This window comes from Micromonospora sp. NPDC003197 (assembly GCF_053590565.1).
In genome coordinates this window covers 301,421-323,431 of record NZ_JBSFTE010000004.1, presented here as the reverse complement: position 1 = coordinate 323,431, position 22,011 = coordinate 301,421, and the positions used below count along the sequence as shown (strand labels likewise).

Sequence of the window (22,011 nt, the reverse complement as noted above, 5' to 3'; positions counted from 1 at the left end):
CCGGAGGGAATCCGCCAATGCCACGGCCCAGTAGAGCCCTGCTCAGCCGGGAACGAATCGTGGCCACCGCCGCCGCGCTCATCGACGCCGAAGGGCTGGCCGCGCTCTCCACCCGCCGACTCGCCACCGAACTCGGGGTACGCGGACCATCGCTCTACAACCACTTCGCCACCAAGGACGAGATCCTGGACGCGGTCGCCGACACGATCATCGCCCAGGTCGACGTCTCGTTCTTCCGTACCCATGACTGGCGGGAGGCGCTGCGTCTCTGGGCCCTCTCCTACCGGGCGGCGCTGGCCGCGCACCCGAACATCGTGCCGTATCTGGCGCAGGGGCCGGGCCGGCGACCAGCGTCGTTGCGGATGGCCGACACCGTCTACGGCGGCCTGGTCGACGCCGGCTGGCCACCGGCGAAGGCCACCCACATCGGCGCCCTGATGCGCTACCTGGTCACCGGCTCCACCCTCGGCTCCTTCGCCAAGGGATTCGTCGAGGATCCGGCCCTCTACGACGCGCACCCACATCTGGGCCAGGCGCACCGCCTTGCCGAGCACCAGCGCAGCGTCGACGATGGAGCATTCGCGCTCGGGCTGGACGCGCTCATCGATGGCCTTGCCCGCAGTTACGAGAAACTCGCCCAGACTATGGATCGATGAAGCGACGGGCGTTACAGTCGAGAAAACTTGCAGCGCTAGTTATCGCCTCGGGCGCTTCGCCATCCCCGTAGCCCCGTCATCCCGCCACCCGCTCACCGACGTGAGAGGTACCTCCGATGCAGCTCAGCCGCGCCGAAATCTATCTCGACGGTCGATGGGTACGGCCGGACGGGACCGAGAAGATCCCCGTAGAGAACCCGGTCACCGAAGAGGTGATCGCCGAGATTCCAGCCGGTACCGCCACCGACGTCGACCGGGCCGTCGCCGCCGCCCGGGCCGCCTTCGACGGTTGGGCCGGCACCGACCCGATCGACCGGGCCACCACATTGGACCGGCTCTACGCCGCGCTCGCCTCCCGCGCCAGCACTCTCGCCGAAACCATCAGTCTCGAACTCGGCACCCCGCAGAAGTTCGCCACCCGGGTCCAGGTCGGCCTCCCGCTGACGGTGCTGAAGAGCTACGTCGACCTGGCCCGACAGCCCGCCCCGGCGGAGACCATCGGCAACTCGCTGGTGCTCCGCGAGCCGGTCGGCGTCGTCGGTGCCATCACCCCGTGGAACTACCCGCTGCACCAGGTGATCGCCAAACTGGCCCCCGCGCTCGCCACCGGCTGCACCGTGGTGCTGAAACCGAGCGAGCTGACCCCGCTGGTGGCCTACCAACTCTTCGACGCGATCAACGAGGCCGGCCTGCCGCCGGGGGTGGTCAACCTGGTCACCGGGACCGGCCCGGTGGTCGGGGAGGCGCTCGCCGGGCATCCCGACGTGGACATGGTCTCCTTCACCGGGTCCACCGCGGTCGGCCGGCGGATCTCCCACCTGGCCGCCGACCGGATCGCTCGGGTGGCGCTCGAACTCGGCGGCAAGTCGGCGAACATCATCCTGGACGACGCCGACCTCACCACCGCGGTCGGGGCCGGCATCGCCAACTGCTTCATCAACTCCGGCCAGACCTGCACCGCCTGGACCCGAATGCTGGTGCATCGCAGCCGGTACGCCGAGGCCCTCGAACTCGCCACCGAGATTGCCGCCGGATACCAGCTCGGTGGCCCCTACGAACCGGCCACCCGGCTCGGGCCGCTGGTCTCCGCCGCCCAGCGTGACCGGGTACGCGGACACATCGAGCGCGGCCTCGCCGACGGCGGTCGCCTGGTCATCGGCGGGCTGGACGCCCCGGTCCCGGAGCGGGGCTACTTCGTCGCGCCGACCGTCATCGCCGACGTGGACCCGGACAGTGCACTGGCCCAGGAGGAGATCTTCGGGCCGGTGCTCTCGGTCATCCCGTTCGACGACACCGACCAGGCCGTGGCGCTTGCGAACAACTCCCGGTACGGCCTCGCCGGTGCGGTCTTCGCCGGCGACGACGAGCGGGCCCTCGCCGTCGCACGCCGCATCCGTACCGGCGCGGTGGAGATCAACGGCGGCTCGTTCAATCCGCTCGCCCCGTTCGGCGGCTACAAGCAGTCCGGCATCGGCCGGGAGCTGGGCGTGCACGGGCTCACCGAGTTCACCCAGCTCAAGGCGATCCAGCAGCGGACGGTCCCGGCAGCGGCAGACCCGCAGCGGACGAGCCAGGCAGAGACGAGCCAGCGATGAGGGCGCTGGTCGTCACCGGCGTCGGCACCGAGCCGACGGTCACCGACATCGAGCTGCCCGACCCCGGTCCTGGCGAGGTACGGGTCCGCATCCGCGCCGCCGGAGTCTGTCACTCCGACCTGTCCATGATGAACGGAACGATCACTGCGGCGTATCCGCTGGTGCTCGGGCACGAGGCCGCCGGGGTGGTGACCGAGGTCGGCGACGCCGTACATCGGGTCGGTGTCGGCGACCACGTGGTACTGAACTGGGCACCGCCCTGCCGACAGTGCTGGTCGTGTCAACACGGCGAGCCGTGGCTCTGCGCCAACGCAGGCGCGCCAGCGGTGGCCCGGGGTCGTACCGCCGACGGTGTTCCGATGCACGTCACGCTCGGCCTCGGTGCCCTCGCCGAGGAGGTCGTCGTCAGCGAGCGGGCGGTGATCGGCGTTCCGGCCGAATTGCCGTTCGAGTCGGCCGCTCTGCTTGGCTGCGCGGTACTGACCGGCGTCGGCGCGGTCACCCGGACCGCTACCGTCGCACCGGGTGAGTCGGTGCTGGTCCTCGGATTGGGCGGAGTAGGGCTGGCGACGGTGACCGCCGCCCGGGCCGCAGGCGCCGGTCGGATCATCGCCGCCGACCTGGCCGAGGCCAAGCGCGAGCTGGCCATCGCCGCTGGGGCCACCGATTTCCTGATCGCCGACGACACGATAGGCAAGCACATCCGGACGCTGACCGACGGGCGTGGCGTCGACCATGCCTTCGAATGCGTCGGGCGGGCCACCACGATCCGCACCGCCTGGCGGGCCACCCGACGCGGCGGCCAGGTAACCGTGGTGGGGATGGGCGCGAAGGACGATCTGGTCGAGCTCAGCGCGCTGGACATCTTCCACTCCGCCCGTACCCTGCGATCGTCGGTCTACGGCTCCTCCGACCCGGACCGCGACGTGCCGGAGCTGGCCGCCTCGGTGCTCGACGGGTCACTCGACCTCGGCCCACTGGTCACCGACCGATGTGAACTTTCCGAGGCTCCGGCCGCCTTCGCCCGGATGGCCCGGGGCGAAGGTGCCCGTACCGTCGTGCACTTCGACTGATCGCCGGCGCCCCAGCCGGGTGAGTCGGCAAACCTGACCGGTTCACCGCAGAGCGCGAGCCAGCTCCATCCGGGAGCGGAGACCGAGCCGGTGGAAAATGTTGCGCATGTGATGGTCGATGGTGCGCGGGCTGAGGTGCAGGCGGGCGGCCACCTCCCGGTTGGTCGCCCCCTCCACCACCAGCCGGGCGATTCGCAGCTGCTGGGCGGTCAACGTCCGCACATCCGCTGTGGGGGCCGGGACGGTCGCACCGGCAGCCCGCAGCTCCGCCATCGCCTGCTGGGTCCAGACCGGGACGCCGAGCCGCAGGAATGTCTCCGCCGCCTGATGGAGATGTTCCCGGGCGGCACGGGGTCGGCGCGAGCGACGCAGCTCCTGACCGAAGAGGAGTTCGGTACGGGCCCGTTCGAACTCCGCCCCACCCGCCGCGTGCAGACGCAACGCCTCCCGGAAGTAGTCCTCGGCCGCCCCGCTTCCCCGCGTTGCCAGCAACGCATGACAGCGGGCCGACACGGCCCGCCGACCCGGATTTCCCGTGCCGCTGGCCCAGCGGTCGAAGACCGCCAACGCCCGTACCGCCCGTGCCCGCACCGCCGTCGAGGATCCCGTGGTCAACCCGGGCACCACCGCTACCGACGGTGCCACCGCTGCGGCGGCACCGCTGTGGGCAACCGCCTCGACCAGGTACGGCGTGGCCATCACCTGTACGACGAGTTGCCCTCTGCCGGTGCCGGGCCGGGCCAGGGAATGCAGCCGGGCAGCGGCATCCGGGCTCCGGCCCTCGATGAGGTCGAGCACCGCCAGCGCCCACTGGCGTAGCGCCCAGGGCCGCTGCCGTTCCGGCTGTGTTCCGGCGGGGAACTGGCCGTGCCGCAGCGCCCCAGCCCGGTCACCCCGGATCGCGGCCAGGACCGCGAGCATGCCTCGGTGGTTGTCGGCGCTGTTCTCCTGCCCGCTTTCCCAGGCTGTTGCCAAACCTTCCTGAGCTGCTGTTACGGCTGCTGTCCCGGTCGGGTCGCACCAGTAGTGGGCGTAACTGAGTAGTTCCAACGCCCGCGGCAGCATCGAGACATCGCCGCTGGCCCTCGACCGCGCCACCGCCCGGGAGGCAAGGTTGCGGGCCGCGACGTCGTCGGCAGTGAGCAGGCTGGCGACGCTGGCTACGGTGAGCCCGGCCGGATCGGCCGACCGGGTCGCGATGGTGACCACCCGCCGCAGGTGCGCCGCTGCGGCGTGGTGGTGTCCCTGGAAGGTCGCGGCGGAACCGGCGATGTGCTCCTGGGCCAGCAGGACGGCGTCCGGGGCGCCGGGCTGACGTAGCGCGGCCGCCCGACGAGCGATCTCGGCGTACCGGTGGTAGTCACCGGAGAAGCTGACCGCCTCCCCGGCCCGCAGCAGTGCCTCCAGGGCCAACTGACGGTCAGTCGGGGCCAATGATTCAGCGGCGGTCAGCAGGCAGTCCAATGCGTCCCCGGCGGTACCGGCACGCAGTGCCATCTCTCCGCTGAGCAGCCAGGCCCGTCCCTGCACCGCCCGGTCCGAGCCGCTCGCCCGGACCCGGAAGAGCAACCGGTGGGCTCGCTGCGGGTTGCCGGCCAACCAGGCGTAGCGGGCTGCGGTCATCAACCGGTTCTCCGCGCTACCTCGCCCAGCACTGGTACGGGCGTCGCTGAGCTGGGCGGCGCGTTCCAGCGCCGCTGAAGCGGTCGCATAGGCCCCCACTGCGGCGGCCTGCTCCAGTTCGGTGGCGAGCGGTTCATCCGGCCCATCGGCGGCAGCGGCCAGGTGTACGGCACGGCGTAGGCGTTGCTCCGGCCCGGTGTCGATGATCCGGGCGAGAAGCAGATGCGCGGCGCGTCGGCGCGCCAGCGGTGCCTGCCGATAGACCAGGGCCCGGAGCAGCTGTGGCGAGAAGTTGACGCCCTGGTCGTCGACTCGGATCAGGCCGGCGAGTTCCGCTGGCGCGAGGGCGGCGAGTGCCGTACCGGAGGCAACCGCGGCTCGGACGAGTCCGGACTGGTCCACTGCGTCGTCGGCGGCGGCGAGCAGGAGCAGCCAGCGGGTCTCGGCGGGGAGCCGGCGCAACCGGTCCCGGTACGACCGGCCGAGCACGCCGTCGAGCGGCAGGGCTGTGGGCAGCGGCTCCTCGCCGTACCGCTGGGCGGGGGTGAGCGCGACGGCCAAGTCGGTGAGGGCCTGCGGGTTGCCCCGCGCGAGCCGGGCCAAAGTGGTGGCCGCGTCGCCCGGCAGCCCGTCGGGGATCAGGTCGGCCAATCGGGCCAGGCTGTCGGCCGGGTCTAGCGGAGTCAGTTGGAGCGCCGGTACGTCGGAGATGGTGGCCGATACCTCGCTGGTGAACAGCATGGCGACTCGGTAGGGGCGCAGCCGGCGGGCGGCGAAGGCGAGCACGTCGAGTGACGGAGGGTCGACGGCGGGTGCGTCGTCGAGGCGGCAGAACACGGGCTGTTCGGCGCTGGCCACGCCGAGCAGCCCGAGTACCGCCTGACAGAGGACCAGCCGGTCCGGCTCGGGGCAGCCTTCTCCGGTGAGTGCCCGGGTGAGCACCTGGGTTTGCCGGGTGGGCAGGAGGTGGAGCTGCCCGGCGAGCGGTTCGAGGAGTCGGTGCAGTACGGCGTACGGCAGGGTGGCCTCGTCGGGCAGACCTTTGGCGGCGAGGACGGTGAATCCGGCGGGATGGGCGGTGGCCGTCTCGCTGCCCTGATCCAGCAGCGTGGTCTTGCCCAGGCCGAGTTCACCGTGCAGCAGCAGGGCCCCGCCGGTGCCGCTGGCAGCCTCGTCGATCAGGTTGATGATCGCCCGGCATTGCGTGGCCCGTCCACGCAGGCCAGATTTTTGCACTAGCAATGCATCAATCATGTATCGAGTGTTACCTATTGGTAACGAGATCGGAAGGGGATGAACAATTCCCCTCCATCAAGACCCAAGAGGAGTCGCCCCCGGGGCGGCCCGTCCGTACGGACCGAGCCTGCCGATGCCGCCGAGTTCGTTGATCTCGGCGAACAGCAGCATTACTGCGTACCGTAGAGACAGTTTCTGCACATGACGAGACCCCCATGGAGGACAAATGACGCTCGGCTCCCTGTGGGACGGCCGCGCGCAGCCGTCCCGCGGCCCCAAACCGGCATTGAGTCTGAAGCACATCGCCGACGCTGGGATCACGATCGCAGACGCCGAAGGACTCGGGGCCGTCACCATGCAGCGAATCGCCGCAGACCTGGGCTTCACCAAGATGTCCCTCTACCGATACGTGGCGAGCAAAGCAACGCTCGTGGCTCTCATGGTCGAGCGCGCCATCGGCGAACCACCAGCCATCAGCACGACCGGCTGGCGGGTTGCTCTGAAGGAGTGGGCCCATCATCTGCTCACGGCATACCTGCGGCATCCCTGGATGCTGGAGGCGATCCTCGGCCCTCGCCCCCTCGGCCCCAATGAACTGGGCTGGATGGAGAGCGCGGTGAGCATCCTGACCGCGACCGACCTGACCGGAAGTGAGCGTCTCGATGTGATCGCGGTGCTCTCCGGGCATGTCCGCTCGATCGTCCAGCAGGCCATGGTGAGTCGGCAACCCGAAGGGGACATCACTGTTTTGCTCGACGAGCAGCTCAGCCGACACGGCGACCGCTTCCCGGCACTGGTCGCAACAATGGCCATGGCAGCCGCCGACGGTGGGCACGATCAGGCCTTCGAGTTCGGGCTGAACCTGATTTTCGACGGTCTCGACACCCTGATCACACAACGCGCCGACTAAGCACGAGCAGCGAGAGGCAGGGTCAGCCGCAGCATCCCGTGAATGCTGACAATCTCGATGCCGTACCGGCTGCTGCCTCGATATCGGCGAGCAGGCCCTGCCGTTCGCTGGAGGAAATGAATCGGCCGCGGGTCATCAGAGCATGGATCCTCTGGGTATTGCGGATGTCGTGAAGAGGATTGGCGTCCAGGATCACGAGATCGGCGAGGTGCCCTTGGCGGATGGTTCCCAAAGAGTTCTGTAAGCCGAGGTAGCGGGCCGGCTCACGGGTCGCTGCCTGCAGCGCCTCCATCGGAGTGAATCCTGCTTGCACGAGTAGAACCAATTCGTCATGCACCGTGAAACCTGGATAGCCAAAAGGGATTCCGCTAGCGTCAGTGCCGACTAGGATTTGGACACCAGCTCGGTGCATCTCGTTGAGTAGCCGGAGTCGGTGTTGGAACAGCACTCGACTCTGGTTGGACTCCTGCGGGGTGCGCCCATCCTGGGAAAACTCCTTGAGTTGGAGCTTCCAGAGCTCCAACGTCCCAGGGGGCAGGTATCTCAGCCGTTCGTGGTTGGGAACGACGTCATCGGCCAGGTCCATGGTGCGATGCATGATCATGGTTGGTGTCACCGCGACACCTTCGCCCTTCAACCGGGCGCAGACGTCGGCGGCCCGGCGCGGGTCGTACGTGTTGACCGCAAGCCATTCCGCAGCGCGGATCCCTCGAAACCAGTCACGGTGACCGTTGCCATCGCCCGCGATCGGAATGGCGGCGAGCAGTCGGCGGATTTCTGCCTCCGAGCCAGATGTTCCGAGTAGCGCCGGAAAGAAGTGCTCGAAGCTGCGCTGCCCAGCTCTGGCGGCCTCGGCGATCGGGACAATGTCCGACGCATGTCCGGCAAGCGGGATCCGTTGCCGCCGAGCCTCGCTGGCGATAGCGTGGAAGCTCTGGTGGTTCAGCCGACTGTAGATCTTGATAAAGTCGGCACCCTCGAGCTTGGCCTGGCGTACTGCGTTATGCGCTTGTCGCTCATTGATGATTTCGTCGTAGACGCCGCCGTCGTTGCCAGACCAGATTGACGGCCTGCCGTCGAGAATGCGGCTGCCAATGACCCACCGTGGCCCGATCAGTTCGCCTGCCTCGATCTGATCTCGCCATTGATGGGCCCAAGGCAGGCCCATCATCTCGCGGACCGTGGTGACTCCGGTCGCAACATACAACTGGGGTAGGATCCCCTCCGGAAAGAGGGAGTGGACATGCATGTCACACAGCCCCGGAATGACGAACTTTCCCGTTAGATCCACGACCCTCGTACCAGTGGGCACTCGAACCTCGGAACTCCTGCCCAGTGCAGCAATCCGTCCACCTCGGACAACTACGGTCATGTCCGGGCAGGGCCGGGCACCGGTGGCGTCGATGACCGTGACATGGGTCAGCGCGATCGAAGCGCCGTCATCAGTCGGCCTGGACTCGGCGAAGGTGGGAGTCGACGGGCTTGAACCGACGGCACCAACCGCAGCGCCGAACCCCGCCGCGAGCATGCCACGACGAGAGACCAGGTGCCGCAGAAGTGGCTTTTCTTCCATGGGGAAAGCCCTTCCTTACGACTACTCGCGGGCAGTCAACGGCGGATGGCGCTGAGATTAGTTACGGCGGCGCGGCGGCGAAGCCGGCGCTGCGGAGCCGGGTTCACAACGGAGTCCGGGCGGAAGCTCGATAAATTGCGTCCACCGAAAACTGTATCCAGTAGACACGGTTTTACTGCGGACCGCAACCCGCGCTCGACGCGAAAACCGGAGGTACCAGCGAAGCAGGCCGGCGAGCTTGGTCAGGCCACGAACTCTCAATGGGCACACCAGCCCTGTGACGACTCAAGCGACAGTGATCACCGGACTCAGTACGACGCGGTCAGCAGCGCCAGGACGGTACGGGTCATCGTCCGACGGGCCTCGTCGACGCCGAGGCCCAACCCGTCGCGCAGCATCGACCACGCCGGCCACATGCTCGCCGCGATCAACGCGTTGAGCAGTTGCGTCCGCCCCTGGCCCGCCGCGTCGAGCTCGACGGCGAACAACTCGGTCAGCTCGTCCCGGAGCCGCTCGATGTGCTTGGCCCGATTGCGGCGCAGCTGTGCCGAGGTCAGCTCCCGCAACTGTGAAGCCCGAGCCGAGGGCGCGATCAACTGGAGCAGCCGGGCGCGTTGCCGACAGAAGGCGTCCACCCGCTTGGCCAGCGGCAGGTGCACCGGGATCGGCTGGTGGGCCGCCTTCTGCTCGGCGAGGACCCGCTCACCGCTGGCCTCGAAGAGGGTCTCCATGTCCTTGAAGTTGGTCCAGAGTGCCCGCAGGGACACCCCGGCCCGCTCGGCGATCCGCTCGCCGGTCGGCCGCAGATCGCCCTCACCGATCAACGCCAGGTGCGCATCGACGATGGCCGCCCGGGTGCGTTCGGCCCGTGCGGTGCGGCCATCCACCCGCACCGGTACGTCGGTGTCGCTCATCGCCTGTGCTCCCTGCCGACTGCCAGAATGTGCATCAGCAGTGTAATAGCGATCAGCTGTCCACTGGCTGGTGCCGGCGGAGTTCGCGCCGAGCCAGGGACCGGCGGTGCACCTCGTCCGGACCGTCGGCCAGTCGAATGGTCCGGGCCGCCACCCAGAGCCGAGCCAGCGGGGTGTCCTGGCTGACGCCAGCGGCACCATGCGCCTGGATGGCCCGGTCCACCACCCACTGGGCCATCTCCGGCACCACGACCTTGATGGCCTGGATCTCGGTCCGGGCCCCCTTGTTGCCCACCGTGTCCATCAGCCAGGCGGTCTTGAGCGCCAGCAGTCGGGCCTGTTCGATCCGGACCCGGGATTCGGCGATCCAGTCCTGGATCACCCCCTGGTCGGCCAGCGGACCGCCGAACGCCTGCCGGTTACTGACCCGACGACACATCAGTTCAAGAGCCCGTTCGGCCATGCCGATCAGCCGCATGCAGTGGTGGATCCGGCCGGGGCCGAGCCGTGCCTGGGCGATGGCGAACCCGGACCCCTCGGTGGAGATCAGGTTCTCCGCCGGAACCCGTACGTCGACGAAGTCGATCTCGGCGTGTCCACCATGGTCGGCGTCATCCAGCCCGAATGTCTCCATGCCCCGGCGAATGGTGACCCCCGGGGTGTCCCGGGGCACCAGGATCTGGCTCTGCTGGCGGTGCGGTGGCGCATCCGGGTCGGTCTTGCCCATCACAATGAAGATCTGACAGAGCGGGCTCATCGCCCCGGTGATGAACCACTTCCGACCGTTGATCACATAGTCGTCGCCGTCGCGTTCGATCCGGGTCGCGATGTTGGTCGCGTCCGAGGAGGCAACCTCCGGCTCGGTCATCGCGAACGCCGACCGGATCCGCGCCTCGAGCAGCGGCTCCAGCCACTGCTTACGCTGCTCCTCGGTGCCGAACTCCGCCAGCACCTCCATGTTCCCGGTGTCCGGAGCCGCGCAGTTCAACGCCGCCGGCGCCACGCTGGGACTGTGCCCGGTGATCTCCGCGAGCGGGGCGTACTGCAGGTTGGTCAGGCCGGCGCCGTACGCGCCAGGAAGGAAGAGGTTCCAGAGCCCGCGACGGCGGGCCTCGGCCCGCAGGTCGTCGAGGATCGATGGGTGCGACCAGCCCGACTCCCGGGCCTGATCGGCAAAGACCGACTCGGCCGGGTAGACCCACTCGGCCATGAAGTCGAGCAGCTGCGCCCGCAGCTCCTCGGTGCGCCCGTCGAATTCGAAGTCCATACGCCTACTCGCTCCGCTCGCTCATGCCGTCCACTCGTTTCGCTCGCTCATGCCGCCGCGCCCAGATCTCGCGCACTCATGCCGCTGCGTCCAAAGTTTCGTGTGCCTGCTGGACCAGCGGCGCGACCTGCGCCCCGATCCGATCGAAGCCGGGGCCAACCGTCTGGCCCTGTACGTACCGGTAGTGCACGCCTTCCAGGATCACCGCGAGCTTGAAGGCGGCGAACGCGACGTACCAGCGCAGGTCGCTGGTGTCGCGGCCGGAGCGCCGCGCATAGTGCTCGATGATCTCGGCGGTGTCCGGATGGCCGGCGACGGCGAGCGCCGGACGTGCCGAACCAGTGACGACGAGCATTGGCCGGCCGGCGTAGACCAACATCAACGCAAGGTCGCTCAGCGGGTCGCCGAGGGTGGACATCTCCCAGTCGAGCACCGCCCGGATCTCGCCGGCCGGGCCGACCAGCACGTTGTCCAACCGGAAGTCGCCGTGCACGATCGCGCCAGCCGAACATTCGGGTACGGCCGCAGCCAGCCGGTCGTAGAGGTGCTCAATCCCCGGTATGTCCCGACTGCGCGAGGCGTCGAGTTGCCGCTTCCAGCGCCGGACCTGCCGGTCGTTGTAGCCCGCCACCCGGCCGAAGTCGGCCAGCCCGACCTCCTCCGGTCGGACCGCATGCAGGTCGGCGAGGGTATCCACCAGGGAGAACACGAGGCTCCGCACCCGGTCCGGACCGAGCCCTGCCAACTCGTCCGGGTCCCGGTAGATCACGCCGTCGACCTGCTCCATCAGATAGAAGGGAGCGCCCAGAACCGTCGCGTCCGGGCAGATCAGCACGGTCGACGGCACCGGGAAACCAACCGGACCGAGCGCCGTCAGCACCCGATATTCCCGGTTCATGTCGTGGGCGGTGGCGAGAACGTGCCCGAGCGGTGGACGGCGCAGCACCCAACGGGACACCCCGTCGGTCACCGCGTAGGTCAGGTTGGATCGGCCACCGACCAGCAGATCGGCCCGGAGTTCCCCGGCAACCAGGCCCGGGGCCTGCTCATCCAGGTATTTCCGAAGCTGTTCGAGGTCCAGACCTGGCAGGCTCATGACACCCGCTCGCTCGTGACGCCCAGTCGCTTTCGCTCGCTCATGACGACTCCCTCGGTGGCGGCGCCGGGACCGCCTCCTCGGGACGCGGTCGGGCGTGCACTGTCTCGTGTCGCTGCTGTAGACGGTTCATCGAGCGCAGCCATCGGTCCGGGTCGCTGGCTCGCCGAAGGTAGAAGTCTTTCACTTCGGCATGCGGTAGCACCAGGAACCGATCGTCGGTCATTGCCTCCAGCACCGAGTCGGCGACCTCGTCGGCGGTGAGCGCACCATCGCCGAGCAGGGCGTTGCCCAGGGCCCCGGACCGGGCGAGCATCGGGGTTCGTACGCCCTGCGGGCAGAGCGCCTGCACGGTGATGCCCCGGTGTTCGTAGCTGGCCCGGAGCCATTCGGCGAAGCTGAGCGCGGCGTGTTTGGTGACCGAGTACGGCGCGTTGCCGAGCATGGTCAGCAGCCCGGCGGCGGAGACGGTGAGCAGCAGCCGACCCTGTCCGTCGGCAAGCCAGTTGGGTAGCAGCGCGCGGGCGGCGTAGACGTGGGAGAGGACGTTGACCTGCCACGCCGTCGCCCATGCCTCGTCGGGCGCGTCGAGGCCCCCGTCCGGGACGATGCCGGCGTTGGCGCAGAAGAGGTCCAGCGCGCCAAATTCGGCCCAGACCCGTTCGACCAGTTGGTCCACGAAGTCAGCGTCGGCGGCGTCACCCGCGATGGCCAGGGCACCGATTCGAGCCGATACAGTTTCGGCGGCGGCTGCGTCCAGGTCGTTGACGACGACCCGCGCCCCGGCGGTGACGAAGCGTTCGGCGAGGGCGGCCCCGATGCCGGAGCCGGCACCGGTGACCACGACCACGGCTCCGTCGAGGTCGAGCCCGATGGGACTCATCCGGCGGCCCGACCCACGAGGTGACCGATGCCGGGACACCAAAAATTTGCAGTCACAGTGCGAATTTTAGGGGCGCTCCATCACACCCGTCAATGGCGGTGACGATTCCCACCAGAGATTCGATGGACAGCCACCTCACGGTAAGCGCACTCTTAGTGCACATTAATGCTGACGAGAGGACACCCTGACACCATGCCCGAAGCTGTCATCGTCGCCGCCGCCCGCTCCCCCATCGGCCGCGCCAACAAGGGCTCGCTGACCGACGTACGTCCCGATGACCTGGCCACAACGATCGTGCGGACCGCGCTGGACACGGTCCCACAGCTCGATCCACACCAGATCGACGACCTCATGCTCGGCACCGGTCAGCCCGCCGGTGAGCAGGGCTACAACCTGGCCCGGGTGGTCGCCACCCTGCTCGGTTTCGACCACCTGCCCGGCACCACGGTCAACCGGTACTGCTCCTCCTCGCTACAGACCACCCGGATGGCGTTCCACGCAATCCGGGCCGGCGAGGGGGATGCCTTCATCTCCGCTGGGGTCGAGTCCGTCTCCCGGTACGCCCAGGGCCGCAGCGACGGGCTACCCGGAACCACCAACCCACGCTTCGCCGACGCCCGGGAACGGAGTGCGCTCCGGGGCAGCATGCCGGGCGCCGAGCCGTGGCGTGATCCCCGGGAGCACGGCGACCTGCCGGACGTCTACCTCGCGATGGGACAGACCGCGGAAAACGTGGCCCAACTCCGCGGCGTGAGCCGCGCCCGACAGGACGAGTTCGCGGTCCGCTCGCAAAACCGCGCCGAGCAGGCAATCACCGACGGCTTCTGGGCCCGGGAAATCACCCCGATCACCCGCCCGGACGGCACGGTCGTCACCGCCGACGACGGCCCGCGTCCGGGAGTCACCCTGGCGGCGGTGGCCGCGCTGAAACCGGTCTTCCGCCCGGACGGTACGGTGACCGCCGGCAACGCCTGCCCACTGAACGACGGCGCGGCCGCCCTGGTGATCATGTCCGACGTCCGCGCCCGGGAACTGGGCATCGAGCCGCTGGCCCGGATCGTCTCCACCGGGCTCTCGGCCCTCTCCCCGGAGATCATGGGACTCGGCCCGGTCGAGGCGTCCCGCCAGGCACTGGCCCGAGCCGGCATGTCCATCTCGGACATCGACCTGGTGGAGATCAATGAGGCGTTCGCGGCGCAGGTGGTGGCGAGCGCGGACGAGCTGGGCATCGACCCGGACCGGCTGAACGTCAACGGCGGGGCGATCGCCGTCGGCCACCCGTTCGGGATGACCGGTGCCCGGATCACCACCACCCTGCTCAACTCGCTGCGCTGGCACGACAAGACGATCGGGCTGGAAACCATGTGCGTCGGCGGCGGCCAGGGCATGGCGATGATCGTCGAGCGACTGCGCTGAGCGGTCGAGCCGGGGTCGTTCATCGAACGCGTAACCGGCGGACCAGCTCGGTTGCCTCGGCGTCGCGCCGGAGCAACCGAGCTGGTCGACCGATGAACTCAGGAGGTCGGGATCCCGTTCGCCGGCGGTGCCTGCGGGGCGTCCGGATATTCGTTGACCGGGCCACTGGCCGAGTCGGTCTCGTAGGTGGGCCCGAAGTAGTCCTGCTTTCCCTGCTCCACCTTGACCATTCGCATGCCGCCGTACCCGGAGTGGTTCTCCTTGGAGAAGCGGAGCGGAGCCAGACCGGGCCCCTTGAAGCCACCCCGCTCGATCGCGTCGACCAGGCCCTGCCGGGTCAGGTTCTTACCGGCGGCGAGAAGCGCCTGCACGAAGAGATAGCCGACCGACATGCCGTAGACGATGTTGCCGTCGAAGGCCGCGCCACCGTTGCGCTCATCGTTGATCTTGCGGAAGAGCGCGGTCCACGGGTCGTCGCTGGCGGCGGCCGAGGGCAGATAGTTGAGCCCTAGCATCCCCTCCAGCAGCCCCTTGTTCTCACCGAGCTGCGCGGCCAGCGTCGGGTAGTCGCCGCCCACCCCGGAGACCAGCCACGTCGGCTTGAACCCGAGCCGCGCCCCGGTACCGATCGCCAGCGAGGTGAAGCCCGGCACGGTGGCCAGTACGACGACCTGGCAGCCGCCGGCCTTCAACTCACCGATCTGCGGTGCCACGTTGGTGTTGCTGGTGATGTAGGTCTTCTTGACCTCCACGGTGGGCCCGCCGAGGACCTGCTCCACGCCGGCCAGGCTGTCCTGACCGAAGTCGTCGCCCTGACCGAAGAAGCAGACCTTCTGACCGGCGAGGTTGTTCTTGATGTAGGTGGCGAGGATCTTGCCCTCGACGGTGTAGTCGGTGTTGAACCCGAAGGTGTACGGGTACCGTTGCGGCGCGTTCCAGGCCCGGCTGCCGGAGGCGACGAAGAGATCCGGCACCTTGCTGTTGTTCAGGAAGTCCAGCACGCCGCTGTGCGGTGGGGTGCCCAGTCCGTTGAGGATGGCGAATACCTTGTCCTGCAGGACCAGCTCGCGGACCACCTGCTGGGTGGTGGCCGGGTTGTAGCCGTCATCCATGATCTTGTAGGTGATCTTGCGGCCGTAGACGCCGCCGTTGGCGTTGACATGGTCGAAGTACGCCTTGGTCGCCGGCGCGATCTTCGAGTAGCCGGCCGAGGCCGGACCGGTCAGCGGCATGTGCGTGCCGACCAGGATCTCGGTGTCGGTGACGCCGGGGACGTTCCCCCCGGCCGGGCCGTCTTCGTCGCTCCCACAGGCCGCCAGTGCCATGGCCAGTACGGCGGAGGTGGCGATCGCGAGTGCGCGGTGCGCGATGCGCTGCATCGTCGGACCTTTCTCGGTCCGGCGGTGATCCGCTGGACCGGTGACGAGGGATATGTGGTGGTGGAGCGGGTGCGGTGGCGCATCGGATTACCGCCCGGCCGGCACCCGCCACCGGGCTCCGACGAGCCGGCCGACACGGCGCAGCAGACCCTGCACCCCGCCCGGCGCGGCAATCACCACGACGATCAACGTGACTCCGAAGATCGCCAGGGAGAGGTTTCCGTCCAGCCGCTGGGCGGCTGCTGGCGACGGGTTGGCCAGATTGGTGATCGTGCTGGTCAGGGCCGGCAGGGCCACCAGGAGCAGGGCACCCCAGAGCGCGCCGGCCAGACTGCCGAGCCCACCGATCACGATGGCCATCAGCAGATAGAGCGAAAGGGTCAGGGAGAAGGCGCCGGGCGATACGCTCTGCGCCAACACGGCCAGCAGCCCACCGCCGAGGCCGGCGCAGCCGGCGCTGACCACGAAGGCCAGGACCTGGGTACGGCCAACGTGGATGCCGGCCAGTCGGGCGGCCACCTCGTCGTCGCGGACCGCCCGTAGGTTGCGCCCGAACCGGCTGTGGATCAGGTTCCCGAGCAGCAGCAGGGTCAGCAGGGCACCGATGATCGCAATCCAGGCCTGCCATCGTTCGTAGGGAAAGTAGAGCCCGAGCGACTCCGGCGCTGGTGCCAGATAGACCGGCAACCCCTGCTCACTGTTGAAGACGCCCCGGAAGGTGGTGGTCAGCGCCGGCACGACGACCGCGACGGCGAGAGTGACCCCGGCCAGGTAGGGACCGCGAAGCCGGGCAGCGGCGGCACCGATCACCGTACCGGCGACGACCGTCACCACCACCCCGAGGGCGAGCGAGAGAATAAGGTATCCCCCGCTGAGCCGCCCGGCGTCGGCCAGCGCGTTCTGGGTCAGGGCGACGGTGTAGGCACCGGTGGCCATCAACGCACCGTGCCCGAGGGAGAGTTGGCCGTTGAGTCCGGTCAGCACGGTGAGTCCGGCGGTCGCGCAGAGGTAGGCGGCGACGGTCGCCAACTGGTAGTTACGGAACGGCCCCAAGGCTCCGGTAAGAGCGAAGAGCCCAGCTCCGGCCACGACGGCAAAGAGCAGATGCCGCAGCAGGGTGGAGCGAATCAGCGGATTCGCGTACCGCATCGGGCCCGGCATCGACAACCTGGCCCGCAGTTGGGAAGTGGTCATACCTGCCTCGCTTTGCCGATGGTGAAGAGGCCGGCTGGGCGAAGCAACAGCACGGCGAGAAGCAGTACCAGGACCGCGAGCGGGGTGATGTCGCTACCGACGTACCCGCTGACATAGGAAAGGATCAGACCAACCGCGAGGCCTCCGACGACTGCGCCCGGGGGGCTGTCCAGGCCACCGACCACCGCGGCGGTGAAGGCCGAGACGAAGACCAGGTCCATCGCGTGCGGATTCAGCCCCAACTCGGTCGGGAAGACCAGCAGCCCGGCCAGCGCACCCACCGCAGCGGCGAGCGCCCAGCCGAGGGTGAGCATCCCGGCGACGTTGACACCGAGCAGCCGGGAAACCTCGGGTGCGAAGGCCGAGGCGCGCATCCGCAGGCCAACCGGGGTGTAGTTGAAGAGCAGGGCGAGGCCGAGCACCATGACTCCGACCGCGCCGAAGACGAAGAGGTCGTAGCGGGACAGCAGGGCCAGGTCGCCGAGGGTGAGCGGGTCGCGGGAGAACGGGGTGGCGACCGGGCGGAACTCGTTGCCGTAGAGCATCCCCAGGACCGCCTGGATGAACAGGATCAGACCGAGCGCGACGATGACCGCGTTCAGCGGGGCCCGGTGGTCGACGAACCGCATCACGCCGCGTTCGACGACAGCACCGAGAAGCAGCCCACCGCCGAGGGCGGCGAGGAAACCGAGCCAGTACGACCCGGTCGCGGCGGTGACGCTGTACGCGACGTAGCCGGTGGCGACCGCCATCGCCCCCTGGGCGAAGTTGACCACCCGGGCAGCCCGCCAGATCAGCACCAGGGCGAGCGCGAAGGCGGCGTAGATCGCGCCCCGGCTGAGCCCGTCGACGGTGAGGAAGACGAAACGTTCCATGGTGTGGCCTTCCTAGAAGCCCAGGTACGCGTGTCGTAGGTCTTCGTCGTCGTGGAGCCGGGCGGCATCGGCGGTGACCACCACCCGACCGAGCGAGAGGACGACACCGGTGTCCGCGACGGAGAGCGCGCTGCGTACGTTCTGTTCGACCAGGAGCACGGTCAGACCGGTCCGGTCACGTAGGTCGCGCAGCAACGCCATGATCTGACCGGTGACTCTCGGCGCGAGGCCGAGCGAGGGTTCGTCGAGCAGCAGCAGTTTGGGCCGGGCGACCAGGGCCCGCCCCAGGGCCAGCATCTGCCGCTCGCCGCCGGAAAGCTGATGACCGTTGGCCCGCCGCCGCCGGGCCAACGGTTCGAAGAGTTGGTAGACCTCGTCGAGGGCACGTTTCGCGTCGGCCCGGTCGCGGCGCCAGAGCCCACCGAGGCGCAGGTTCTCCTCGACGGTCAGCTCGGTGACCACGCCCCGACCTTCGGGAACATGGGCCATCCCCCGGCGGACCAGCCGCTCGACCGGCGTACCACCGATCTCCTCGCCGGCGAGCATGATTTGGCCGGCGGTGGGGGGAACAAGCCCGGAGAGGGTACGCAACAAAGTGGTCTTTCCGGCACCATTGGCACCGAGCACGGCGGTGATGGTGCCGGCGGGAATCGTCAGGTCGATGCCGTGCAACACCGGCGCGGCACCGTATCCGGCGGTCACGCCCTGCACCCGAAGCAGCGGAACATCAGTCATGCCGTCGCCTCGCTCCGCTCACCGTCGGCATGAGCCGACTCTGAGCTGCTGATTCGCTCGCTCCGCTCGCTCATGCCGTCGCCTCCGCGCTGGTTGGCTCGATCTCGTCGACGCCGAGGTACGCCTCCGCTACGGCCGGGTTGTCGCGGATCTGCTCCGGGGTACCGGTGGCGATGACCCGGCCGAAGTCGAGCACCACGATCTGGTCGCAGACCGACATCACCAGGTCCATGTGGTGCTCGACCAGGAGCACCGAGCAGGACTCGTCTCCTCCGGCCCCACCGGTCCCACCGGCCCGGTCGGCGCGTCGGGGCAGGTTGACGATGAGCTCACCGAGTTCAGTGATCTCCTCTACCCCGAGGCCACCGGCCGGCTCGTCGAGGAGGAGCAGTTGCGGCCGGGCGGCCAAGGCTCGGGCCAGAGCGACCCGTTTGCGCACCCCGTACGGAAGGGTCGCTGGCGACGCGTCGGCGTGCTCGGCGATGCCGAGTTCGTCGAGCAGGCCGAGCGCCTCGGCGCGCAGCCGACGCTCGTCGCGGTCGCTGCGGCCGAGGCCGAACAGGGCAGAAAGGAAACCGGCTCGGGCGGAGTTGGTGGCACCGGCCATCACGTTCTCGGCGACGGTAAGGCCGGTGAAGAGTCCGACGCCCTGCAGGGTGCGGGCGATGCCGAGCCGGGTGAGCTGATCGGGTCGGGGGCGTAGTGGTCGCCCGTCCAGGGTCAGCGATCCGGTGGCCGGGCGGACGAAGCCGCAGATCACGTTGAAGAGGGTGGTCTTGCCGGCACCGTTCGGGCCGATGATGCCGACAACCTGGCCGGGTGGCACCCGCAGGGAGACGTCGTCGAGGGCGACGAGGCCGCCGAAGCGTACTCCGATGCCGTTTAGTGTCAGGCCCCCGCCGGGGATCGGCGGTGTCGCTGCGGTTCCGGCCATCGGCCCTCCTTCACAGCTCGGGTACCGCTCCCCGGCCCCCGCTTCAGTAAACTATTTGCACTCCCACTGCTATTTACACTGGGAGTGTACTTTTCAAGCGGGCTTCGTCAATACCTTGTTACGAACCGGTGACCTCTCCGGGTCAGGCCGGTGGCAGATCGACCAGTCCGGCCAACGCACTCCGGTGCCGGTCAGCCGCGCCAAAGGCGACCGCCGCCGTCCGGGCCCGCTTCAGGTAGAGGTGGGCAGGGTGTTCCCAGGTGAACCCGATCCCGCCGTGCAACTGCACGCACTCCTCCGCGAGGCGTACCGCGATCGGGCCGCAATGCGCCTGGGCCAGCGCCGCCGCCACCTGCGCCTCCGTGCTCGGACCGGCGCTCGGATCGGCGTCCGCGAGCACCCCGACGGCGTACCGGCTCACCGCCCTGGCCTGGGCGACCTCGACCCAGGCATCGGCGAGCCGGTGCTTGAGCGCCTGAAACTCGCCGATCGGCCGGCCAAACTGATACCGCGTCTTCAGCTGGTCAACAGCCGCCTCCAGGCACCACTGGGCAAGGCCGTACTGCTCGGCGGCGAGCAGCACCGCACCGGCGGTCAACCCCCAGTGCAGCGCGGCGGCCGCCGGACGCCCGGCCGCGATCCGGCACGCCGGCACGGCGTCGAGGGTGAGATCGGTCAAGGCTCGGGTCTGATCCAGCGAGACCACCGGTGACCGGCTGACCCCGACGGCGGTGGCCTCGACAATCCAGAGTTCGTCGCGGGTCGGGACCAGCAGCAGATCGGCGGTGGCAGCATCGGCAACGCCGGCCACCGTACCGGTGAGCCGATGCTCGTCTGCTCGGACGTCGGCACCAGAATCACGGCCGACCGGTACGGGACGGACGGCACCCGGCCCCGGCGGGGTGTCCATCGGCACCGCCAGTACCGCCCGGCGAGACCCGTCGGCGAGCTGCGTCAGCCATCGCTGCGCAGTGCAGGCAAGCAGGGTCTGGGTAGCGACCACCGCGCTGGCCAGGTACGGCACGGGAGCCACTGCCCGGCCCAACTCCTCGCAGACGACTCCGTTCTCCCGCAGCCCGGCACCGCCGCCGCCTAGATGTTCGGGGACCGCCAGTCCGGCCAGCCCCATCTCGGTGGCGAGCAGTGACCAGAGCTTCGGATCCGAGTCGGGGTTGGCCAGCACCGTCTGCCATGGACAACGCACGGCGAGCATCGCCCGTACGCTGTCGCGAAGCTCCCCCTCCACCTCGCTGTAGCGCAGGTCGACGCTCATCGGGGCAGATCCTTCCAGGCGATGTTCCGATCGGTACGGGGCTCGGCGGGCAGGCCGAGGACGCGCTCGGCGATGATGTTGCGCAGGATCTCGGAGGTGCCGCCCTCGATGGAGTTGCCCCGGGCCCGCAGGTAGCGGTAGCCCGGCGTACGGCCGAGCATGTCGACCCGGTCCGGGTGCCGCAGGCTCCAGTCGTCGTAGCGCAGCCCGTCCACGCCAAGCAGTTCGAGTTCCAGGCTGGAGGCCGCCTGGGTAAGGGCGGCGTAGGCGAGCTTCACCACCGACCCTTCCGGGCCGGGATCCCCGGCGGCCAACTGTTGCCGCACCAGCATCCCGGTCAACCGGACCGCCTCGGCCCGGACCCAGAGACGGAGCAGCTCGTCGTGCAGGCCCGGGGTACGCCGGTCCGGCCGGTTTCGCCAGGCCTCGGCGAGTACGCCGATCATGCCGCCTTCGCGCGGTGTCGGCCGGCCGCCAATGGTGACCCGCTCGTTCATCAGCGTGGTCCGGGCCACCTGCCAGCCCTGACCGACCTCGCCGAGGCGCAGTTCGTCCGGGAGTCGTACGTCGGTCAGGAAGACCTCATTGAACTCGGCCTCCCCGGTCAGCTGACGCAGCGGTCGAACCTCCACGCCGGGGGTGGTCATGTCACAGACGAAGTAGCTCAACCCTTGATGTTTGGGCAGATCCGGGTCGGTACGGGCGAGCAGCAGCCCCCAGCGGGCCTGATGCGCCAGCGAGGTCCAGCACTTCTGCCCATTGATGATCCAGCTGGCACCGTGCCTGTCGGCGGCATCTGCACCGTTGCCGCCGTCGGGCTCACGTACCGCGCGAGTGGCTACGGCGGCGAGGTCGGAGCCGGCCCCGGGCTCGCTGAAGAGCTGACACCAGATCTCCTCCCCGGTCCAGAGCGGACGCAGGAGTCGCTTCCGGAGGGCGGGGGTGCCGTGCCGGAGGATGGTGGGCGCTGCCATGCCGAGGCCGATCCCGTTGCGGTGCGGCGAGTTGTCGGGTGCACCGGCTGCGGCGAACGCCTCGTTGACCAGCGGCTGCAGCTCGCGGGGTGCGTCGAGGCCACCCAAGCCAACCGGGTAGTGGACCCAGGCCAGGCCGGCATCGAACCGGGCTCGGAGAAATTCGGTACGGCCGACCACCTCGGGGTCGTGCCTGGCCAGAAACTCAGCTACCAGGCCGGACAACCGGTCCTCCCACACGCCTACCTCCCATGAGGATAGATGCACTGTCGGTGCAATATATGGCTGCGATCCTTGTCGCGTCCACTGCCCGGCACGACCGACCGGCGGAAGGATGCTCCCGCCGGTCGGTCGTCATCAGGTCGTCGCCGCCGCCAGTGCGGTCACCGCTGGGGCCGGCGGGCG

The 22,011-nt window shown here is 69.0% G+C and carries 18 protein-coding genes; 5 read left to right on the top strand and 13 right to left on the bottom strand.

Annotation, left to right across the window (positions count from 1 at the left end):
• Positions 1–17: 17 nt before the first annotated feature.
• From ACWDV4_RS06865 to ACWDV4_RS06855, 3 genes are all read left to right on the top strand, one after another.
• Positions 18–656, top strand: a complete 639-nt coding sequence (locus tag ACWDV4_RS06865; protein ID WP_449975483.1) for a TetR family transcriptional regulator — start codon at positions 18–20, stop codon at positions 654–656.
• A 116-nt stretch (positions 657–772) separates the two neighbouring features.
• Complete coding sequence (locus tag ACWDV4_RS06860) at positions 773–2,251, top strand: aldehyde dehydrogenase family protein (RefSeq protein ID WP_449975482.1); 1,479 nt, start codon at positions 773–775, stop codon at positions 2,249–2,251.
• Positions 2,248–3,324: an alcohol dehydrogenase catalytic domain-containing protein gene (locus tag ACWDV4_RS06855; protein ID WP_449975480.1), complete on the top strand. Its 1,077-nt coding sequence runs from the start codon at positions 2,248–2,250 to the stop codon at positions 3,322–3,324. Before ACWDV4_RS06860 ends, ACWDV4_RS06855 begins: the two co-directional genes overlap by 4 nt.
• A 42-nt stretch (positions 3,325–3,366) precedes the next feature.
• Here ACWDV4_RS06855 and ACWDV4_RS06850 read toward each other — a convergent pair whose 3' ends face one another.
• Positions 3,367–6,201 carry a LuxR C-terminal-related transcriptional regulator gene (locus ACWDV4_RS06850; protein ID WP_449975479.1) on the bottom strand — a complete coding sequence of 945 codons (2,835 nt, stop codon included), beginning with the start codon at positions 6,199–6,201 and terminating at the stop codon, positions 3,367–3,369.
• Positions 6,202–6,409: 208 nt separating this feature from the next.
• On the opposite strand from ACWDV4_RS06850, the gene ACWDV4_RS06845 reads away from it, so the two are divergent.
• Positions 6,410–7,093, top strand: a complete 684-nt coding sequence (locus ACWDV4_RS06845; protein WP_449975477.1) for a TetR/AcrR family transcriptional regulator — start codon at positions 6,410–6,412, stop codon at positions 7,091–7,093.
• Between the two features lie 22 nt (positions 7,094–7,115).
• On the opposite strand, the gene ACWDV4_RS06840 is transcribed toward ACWDV4_RS06845, so the two are convergent.
• The 5 genes from ACWDV4_RS06840 to ACWDV4_RS06820 all read right to left on the bottom strand — a co-directional run bounded on the left by ACWDV4_RS06840 (position 7,116) and on the right by ACWDV4_RS06820 (position 12,826).
• Entirely contained in the window at positions 7,116–8,666 is a 1,551-nt protein-coding gene (locus ACWDV4_RS06840) for an amidohydrolase family protein (protein ID WP_449975476.1), read from the bottom strand.
• Between the two features lie 308 nt (positions 8,667–8,974).
• Entirely contained in the window at positions 8,975–9,580 is a 606-nt protein-coding gene (locus ACWDV4_RS06835; RefSeq protein ID WP_449975475.1) for a TetR/AcrR family transcriptional regulator, read from the bottom strand.
• A gap of 52 nt (positions 9,581–9,632) precedes the next feature.
• Positions 9,633–10,847: an acyl-CoA dehydrogenase family protein gene (locus tag ACWDV4_RS06830; protein WP_449975474.1), complete on the bottom strand. Its 1,215-nt coding sequence runs from the start codon at positions 10,845–10,847 to the stop codon at positions 9,633–9,635.
• A gap of 76 nt (positions 10,848–10,923) precedes the next feature.
• Positions 10,924–11,943 carry a phosphotransferase family protein gene (locus ACWDV4_RS06825; RefSeq protein WP_449975472.1) on the bottom strand — a complete coding sequence of 340 codons (1,020 nt, stop codon included), beginning with the start codon at positions 11,941–11,943 and terminating at the stop codon, positions 10,924–10,926.
• 40 nt (positions 11,944–11,983) lie between these two features.
• A complete protein-coding gene (locus tag ACWDV4_RS06820) occupies positions 11,984–12,826 on the bottom strand; it encodes an SDR family NAD(P)-dependent oxidoreductase (RefSeq protein WP_449975471.1) in 843 nt (280 codons plus the stop codon).
• A gap of 192 nt (positions 12,827–13,018) precedes the next feature.
• Here ACWDV4_RS06820 and ACWDV4_RS06815 point away from each other — a divergent pair, with 192 nt between their 5' ends.
• Positions 13,019–14,242: an acetyl-CoA C-acetyltransferase gene (locus ACWDV4_RS06815; protein ID WP_449975470.1), complete on the top strand. Its 1,224-nt coding sequence runs from the start codon at positions 13,019–13,021 to the stop codon at positions 14,240–14,242.
• Between the two features lie 98 nt (positions 14,243–14,340).
• On the opposite strand, the gene ACWDV4_RS06810 is transcribed toward ACWDV4_RS06815, so the two are convergent.
• From ACWDV4_RS06810 to ACWDV4_RS06780, 7 genes are all read right to left on the bottom strand, one after another.
• Positions 14,341–15,621: an ABC transporter substrate-binding protein gene (locus ACWDV4_RS06810; protein WP_449975468.1), complete on the bottom strand. Its 1,281-nt coding sequence runs from the start codon at positions 15,619–15,621 to the stop codon at positions 14,341–14,343.
• Between the two features lie 87 nt (positions 15,622–15,708).
• Complete coding sequence (locus ACWDV4_RS06805) at positions 15,709–16,815, bottom strand: branched-chain amino acid ABC transporter permease (RefSeq protein ID WP_449975467.1); 1,107 nt, start codon at positions 16,813–16,815, stop codon at positions 15,709–15,711.
• On the bottom strand, positions 16,812–17,690 hold the full coding sequence (locus tag ACWDV4_RS06800; protein WP_449975465.1) for a branched-chain amino acid ABC transporter permease: 879 nt from the start codon (positions 17,688–17,690) through the stop codon (positions 16,812–16,814). Before ACWDV4_RS06800 ends, ACWDV4_RS06805 begins: the two co-directional genes overlap by 4 nt.
• A gap of 12 nt (positions 17,691–17,702) precedes the next feature.
• The gene (locus ACWDV4_RS06795; protein ID WP_449975464.1) at positions 17,703–18,425 is read right to left on the bottom strand and encodes an ABC transporter ATP-binding protein; all 723 of its coding nucleotides are present in this window, start codon (positions 18,423–18,425) and stop codon (positions 17,703–17,705) included.
• Positions 18,426–18,495: 70 nt separating this feature from the next.
• Entirely contained in the window at positions 18,496–19,359 is an 864-nt protein-coding gene (locus tag ACWDV4_RS06790) for an ABC transporter ATP-binding protein (protein ID WP_449975463.1), read from the bottom strand.
• 142 nt (positions 19,360–19,501) lie between these two features.
• Positions 19,502–20,632, bottom strand: a complete 1,131-nt coding sequence (locus tag ACWDV4_RS06785) for an acyl-CoA dehydrogenase family protein (RefSeq protein ID WP_449975462.1) — start codon at positions 20,630–20,632, stop codon at positions 19,502–19,504.
• Complete coding sequence (locus ACWDV4_RS06780; protein WP_449975461.1) at positions 20,629–21,846, bottom strand: acyl-CoA dehydrogenase family protein; 1,218 nt, start codon at positions 21,844–21,846, stop codon at positions 20,629–20,631. The genes ACWDV4_RS06785 and ACWDV4_RS06780 overlap by 4 nt, the downstream gene beginning before the upstream one ends.
• Between the last annotated feature and the right edge of the window lie 165 nt (positions 21,847–22,011).

Coding starts and splice junctions, on each gene's coding strand:
- ACWDV4_RS06825 (WP_449975472.1), bottom strand. CDS start 11,943: ATGAGCCTGCCAGGTCTGGACCTCGAACAGCTTCGGAAATACCTGGAT.
- ACWDV4_RS06815 (WP_449975470.1), top strand. CDS start 13,019: ATGCCCGAAGCTGTCATCGTCGCCGCCGCCCGCTCCCCCATCGGCCGC.
- ACWDV4_RS06795 (WP_449975464.1), bottom strand. CDS start 18,425: ATGACTGATGTTCCGCTGCTTCGGGTGCAGGGCGTGACCGCCGGATAC.
- ACWDV4_RS06830 (WP_449975474.1), bottom strand. CDS start 10,847: ATGGACTTCGAATTCGACGGGCGCACCGAGGAGCTGCGGGCGCAGCTG.
- ACWDV4_RS06820 (WP_449975471.1), bottom strand. CDS start 12,826: ATGAGTCCCATCGGGCTCGACCTCGACGGAGCCGTGGTCGTGGTCACC.
- ACWDV4_RS06840 (WP_449975476.1), bottom strand. CDS start 8,666: ATGGAAGAAAAGCCACTTCTGCGGCACCTGGTCTCTCGTCGTGGCATG.
- ACWDV4_RS06785 (WP_449975462.1), bottom strand. CDS start 20,632: ATGAGCGTCGACCTGCGCTACAGCGAGGTGGAGGGGGAGCTTCGCGAC.
- ACWDV4_RS06845 (WP_449975477.1), top strand. CDS start 6,410: ATGACGCTCGGCTCCCTGTGGGACGGCCGCGCGCAGCCGTCCCGCGGC.
- ACWDV4_RS06865 (WP_449975483.1), top strand. CDS start 18: ATGCCACGGCCCAGTAGAGCCCTGCTCAGCCGGGAACGAATCGTGGCC.
- ACWDV4_RS06810 (WP_449975468.1), bottom strand. CDS start 15,621: ATGCAGCGCATCGCGCACCGCGCACTCGCGATCGCCACCTCCGCCGTA.
- ACWDV4_RS06860 (WP_449975482.1), top strand. CDS start 773: ATGCAGCTCAGCCGCGCCGAAATCTATCTCGACGGTCGATGGGTACGG.
- ACWDV4_RS06805 (WP_449975467.1), bottom strand. CDS start 16,815: ATGACCACTTCCCAACTGCGGGCCAGGTTGTCGATGCCGGGCCCGATG.
- ACWDV4_RS06790 (WP_449975463.1), bottom strand. CDS start 19,359: ATGGCCGGAACCGCAGCGACACCGCCGATCCCCGGCGGGGGCCTGACA.
- ACWDV4_RS06835 (WP_449975475.1), bottom strand. CDS start 9,580: ATGAGCGACACCGACGTACCGGTGCGGGTGGATGGCCGCACCGCACGG.
- ACWDV4_RS06855 (WP_449975480.1), top strand. CDS start 2,248: ATGAGGGCGCTGGTCGTCACCGGCGTCGGCACCGAGCCGACGGTCACC.
- ACWDV4_RS06850 (WP_449975479.1), bottom strand. CDS start 6,201: ATGATTGATGCATTGCTAGTGCAAAAATCTGGCCTGCGTGGACGGGCC.
- ACWDV4_RS06800 (WP_449975465.1), bottom strand. CDS start 17,690: ATGGAACGTTTCGTCTTCCTCACCGTCGACGGGCTCAGCCGGGGCGCG.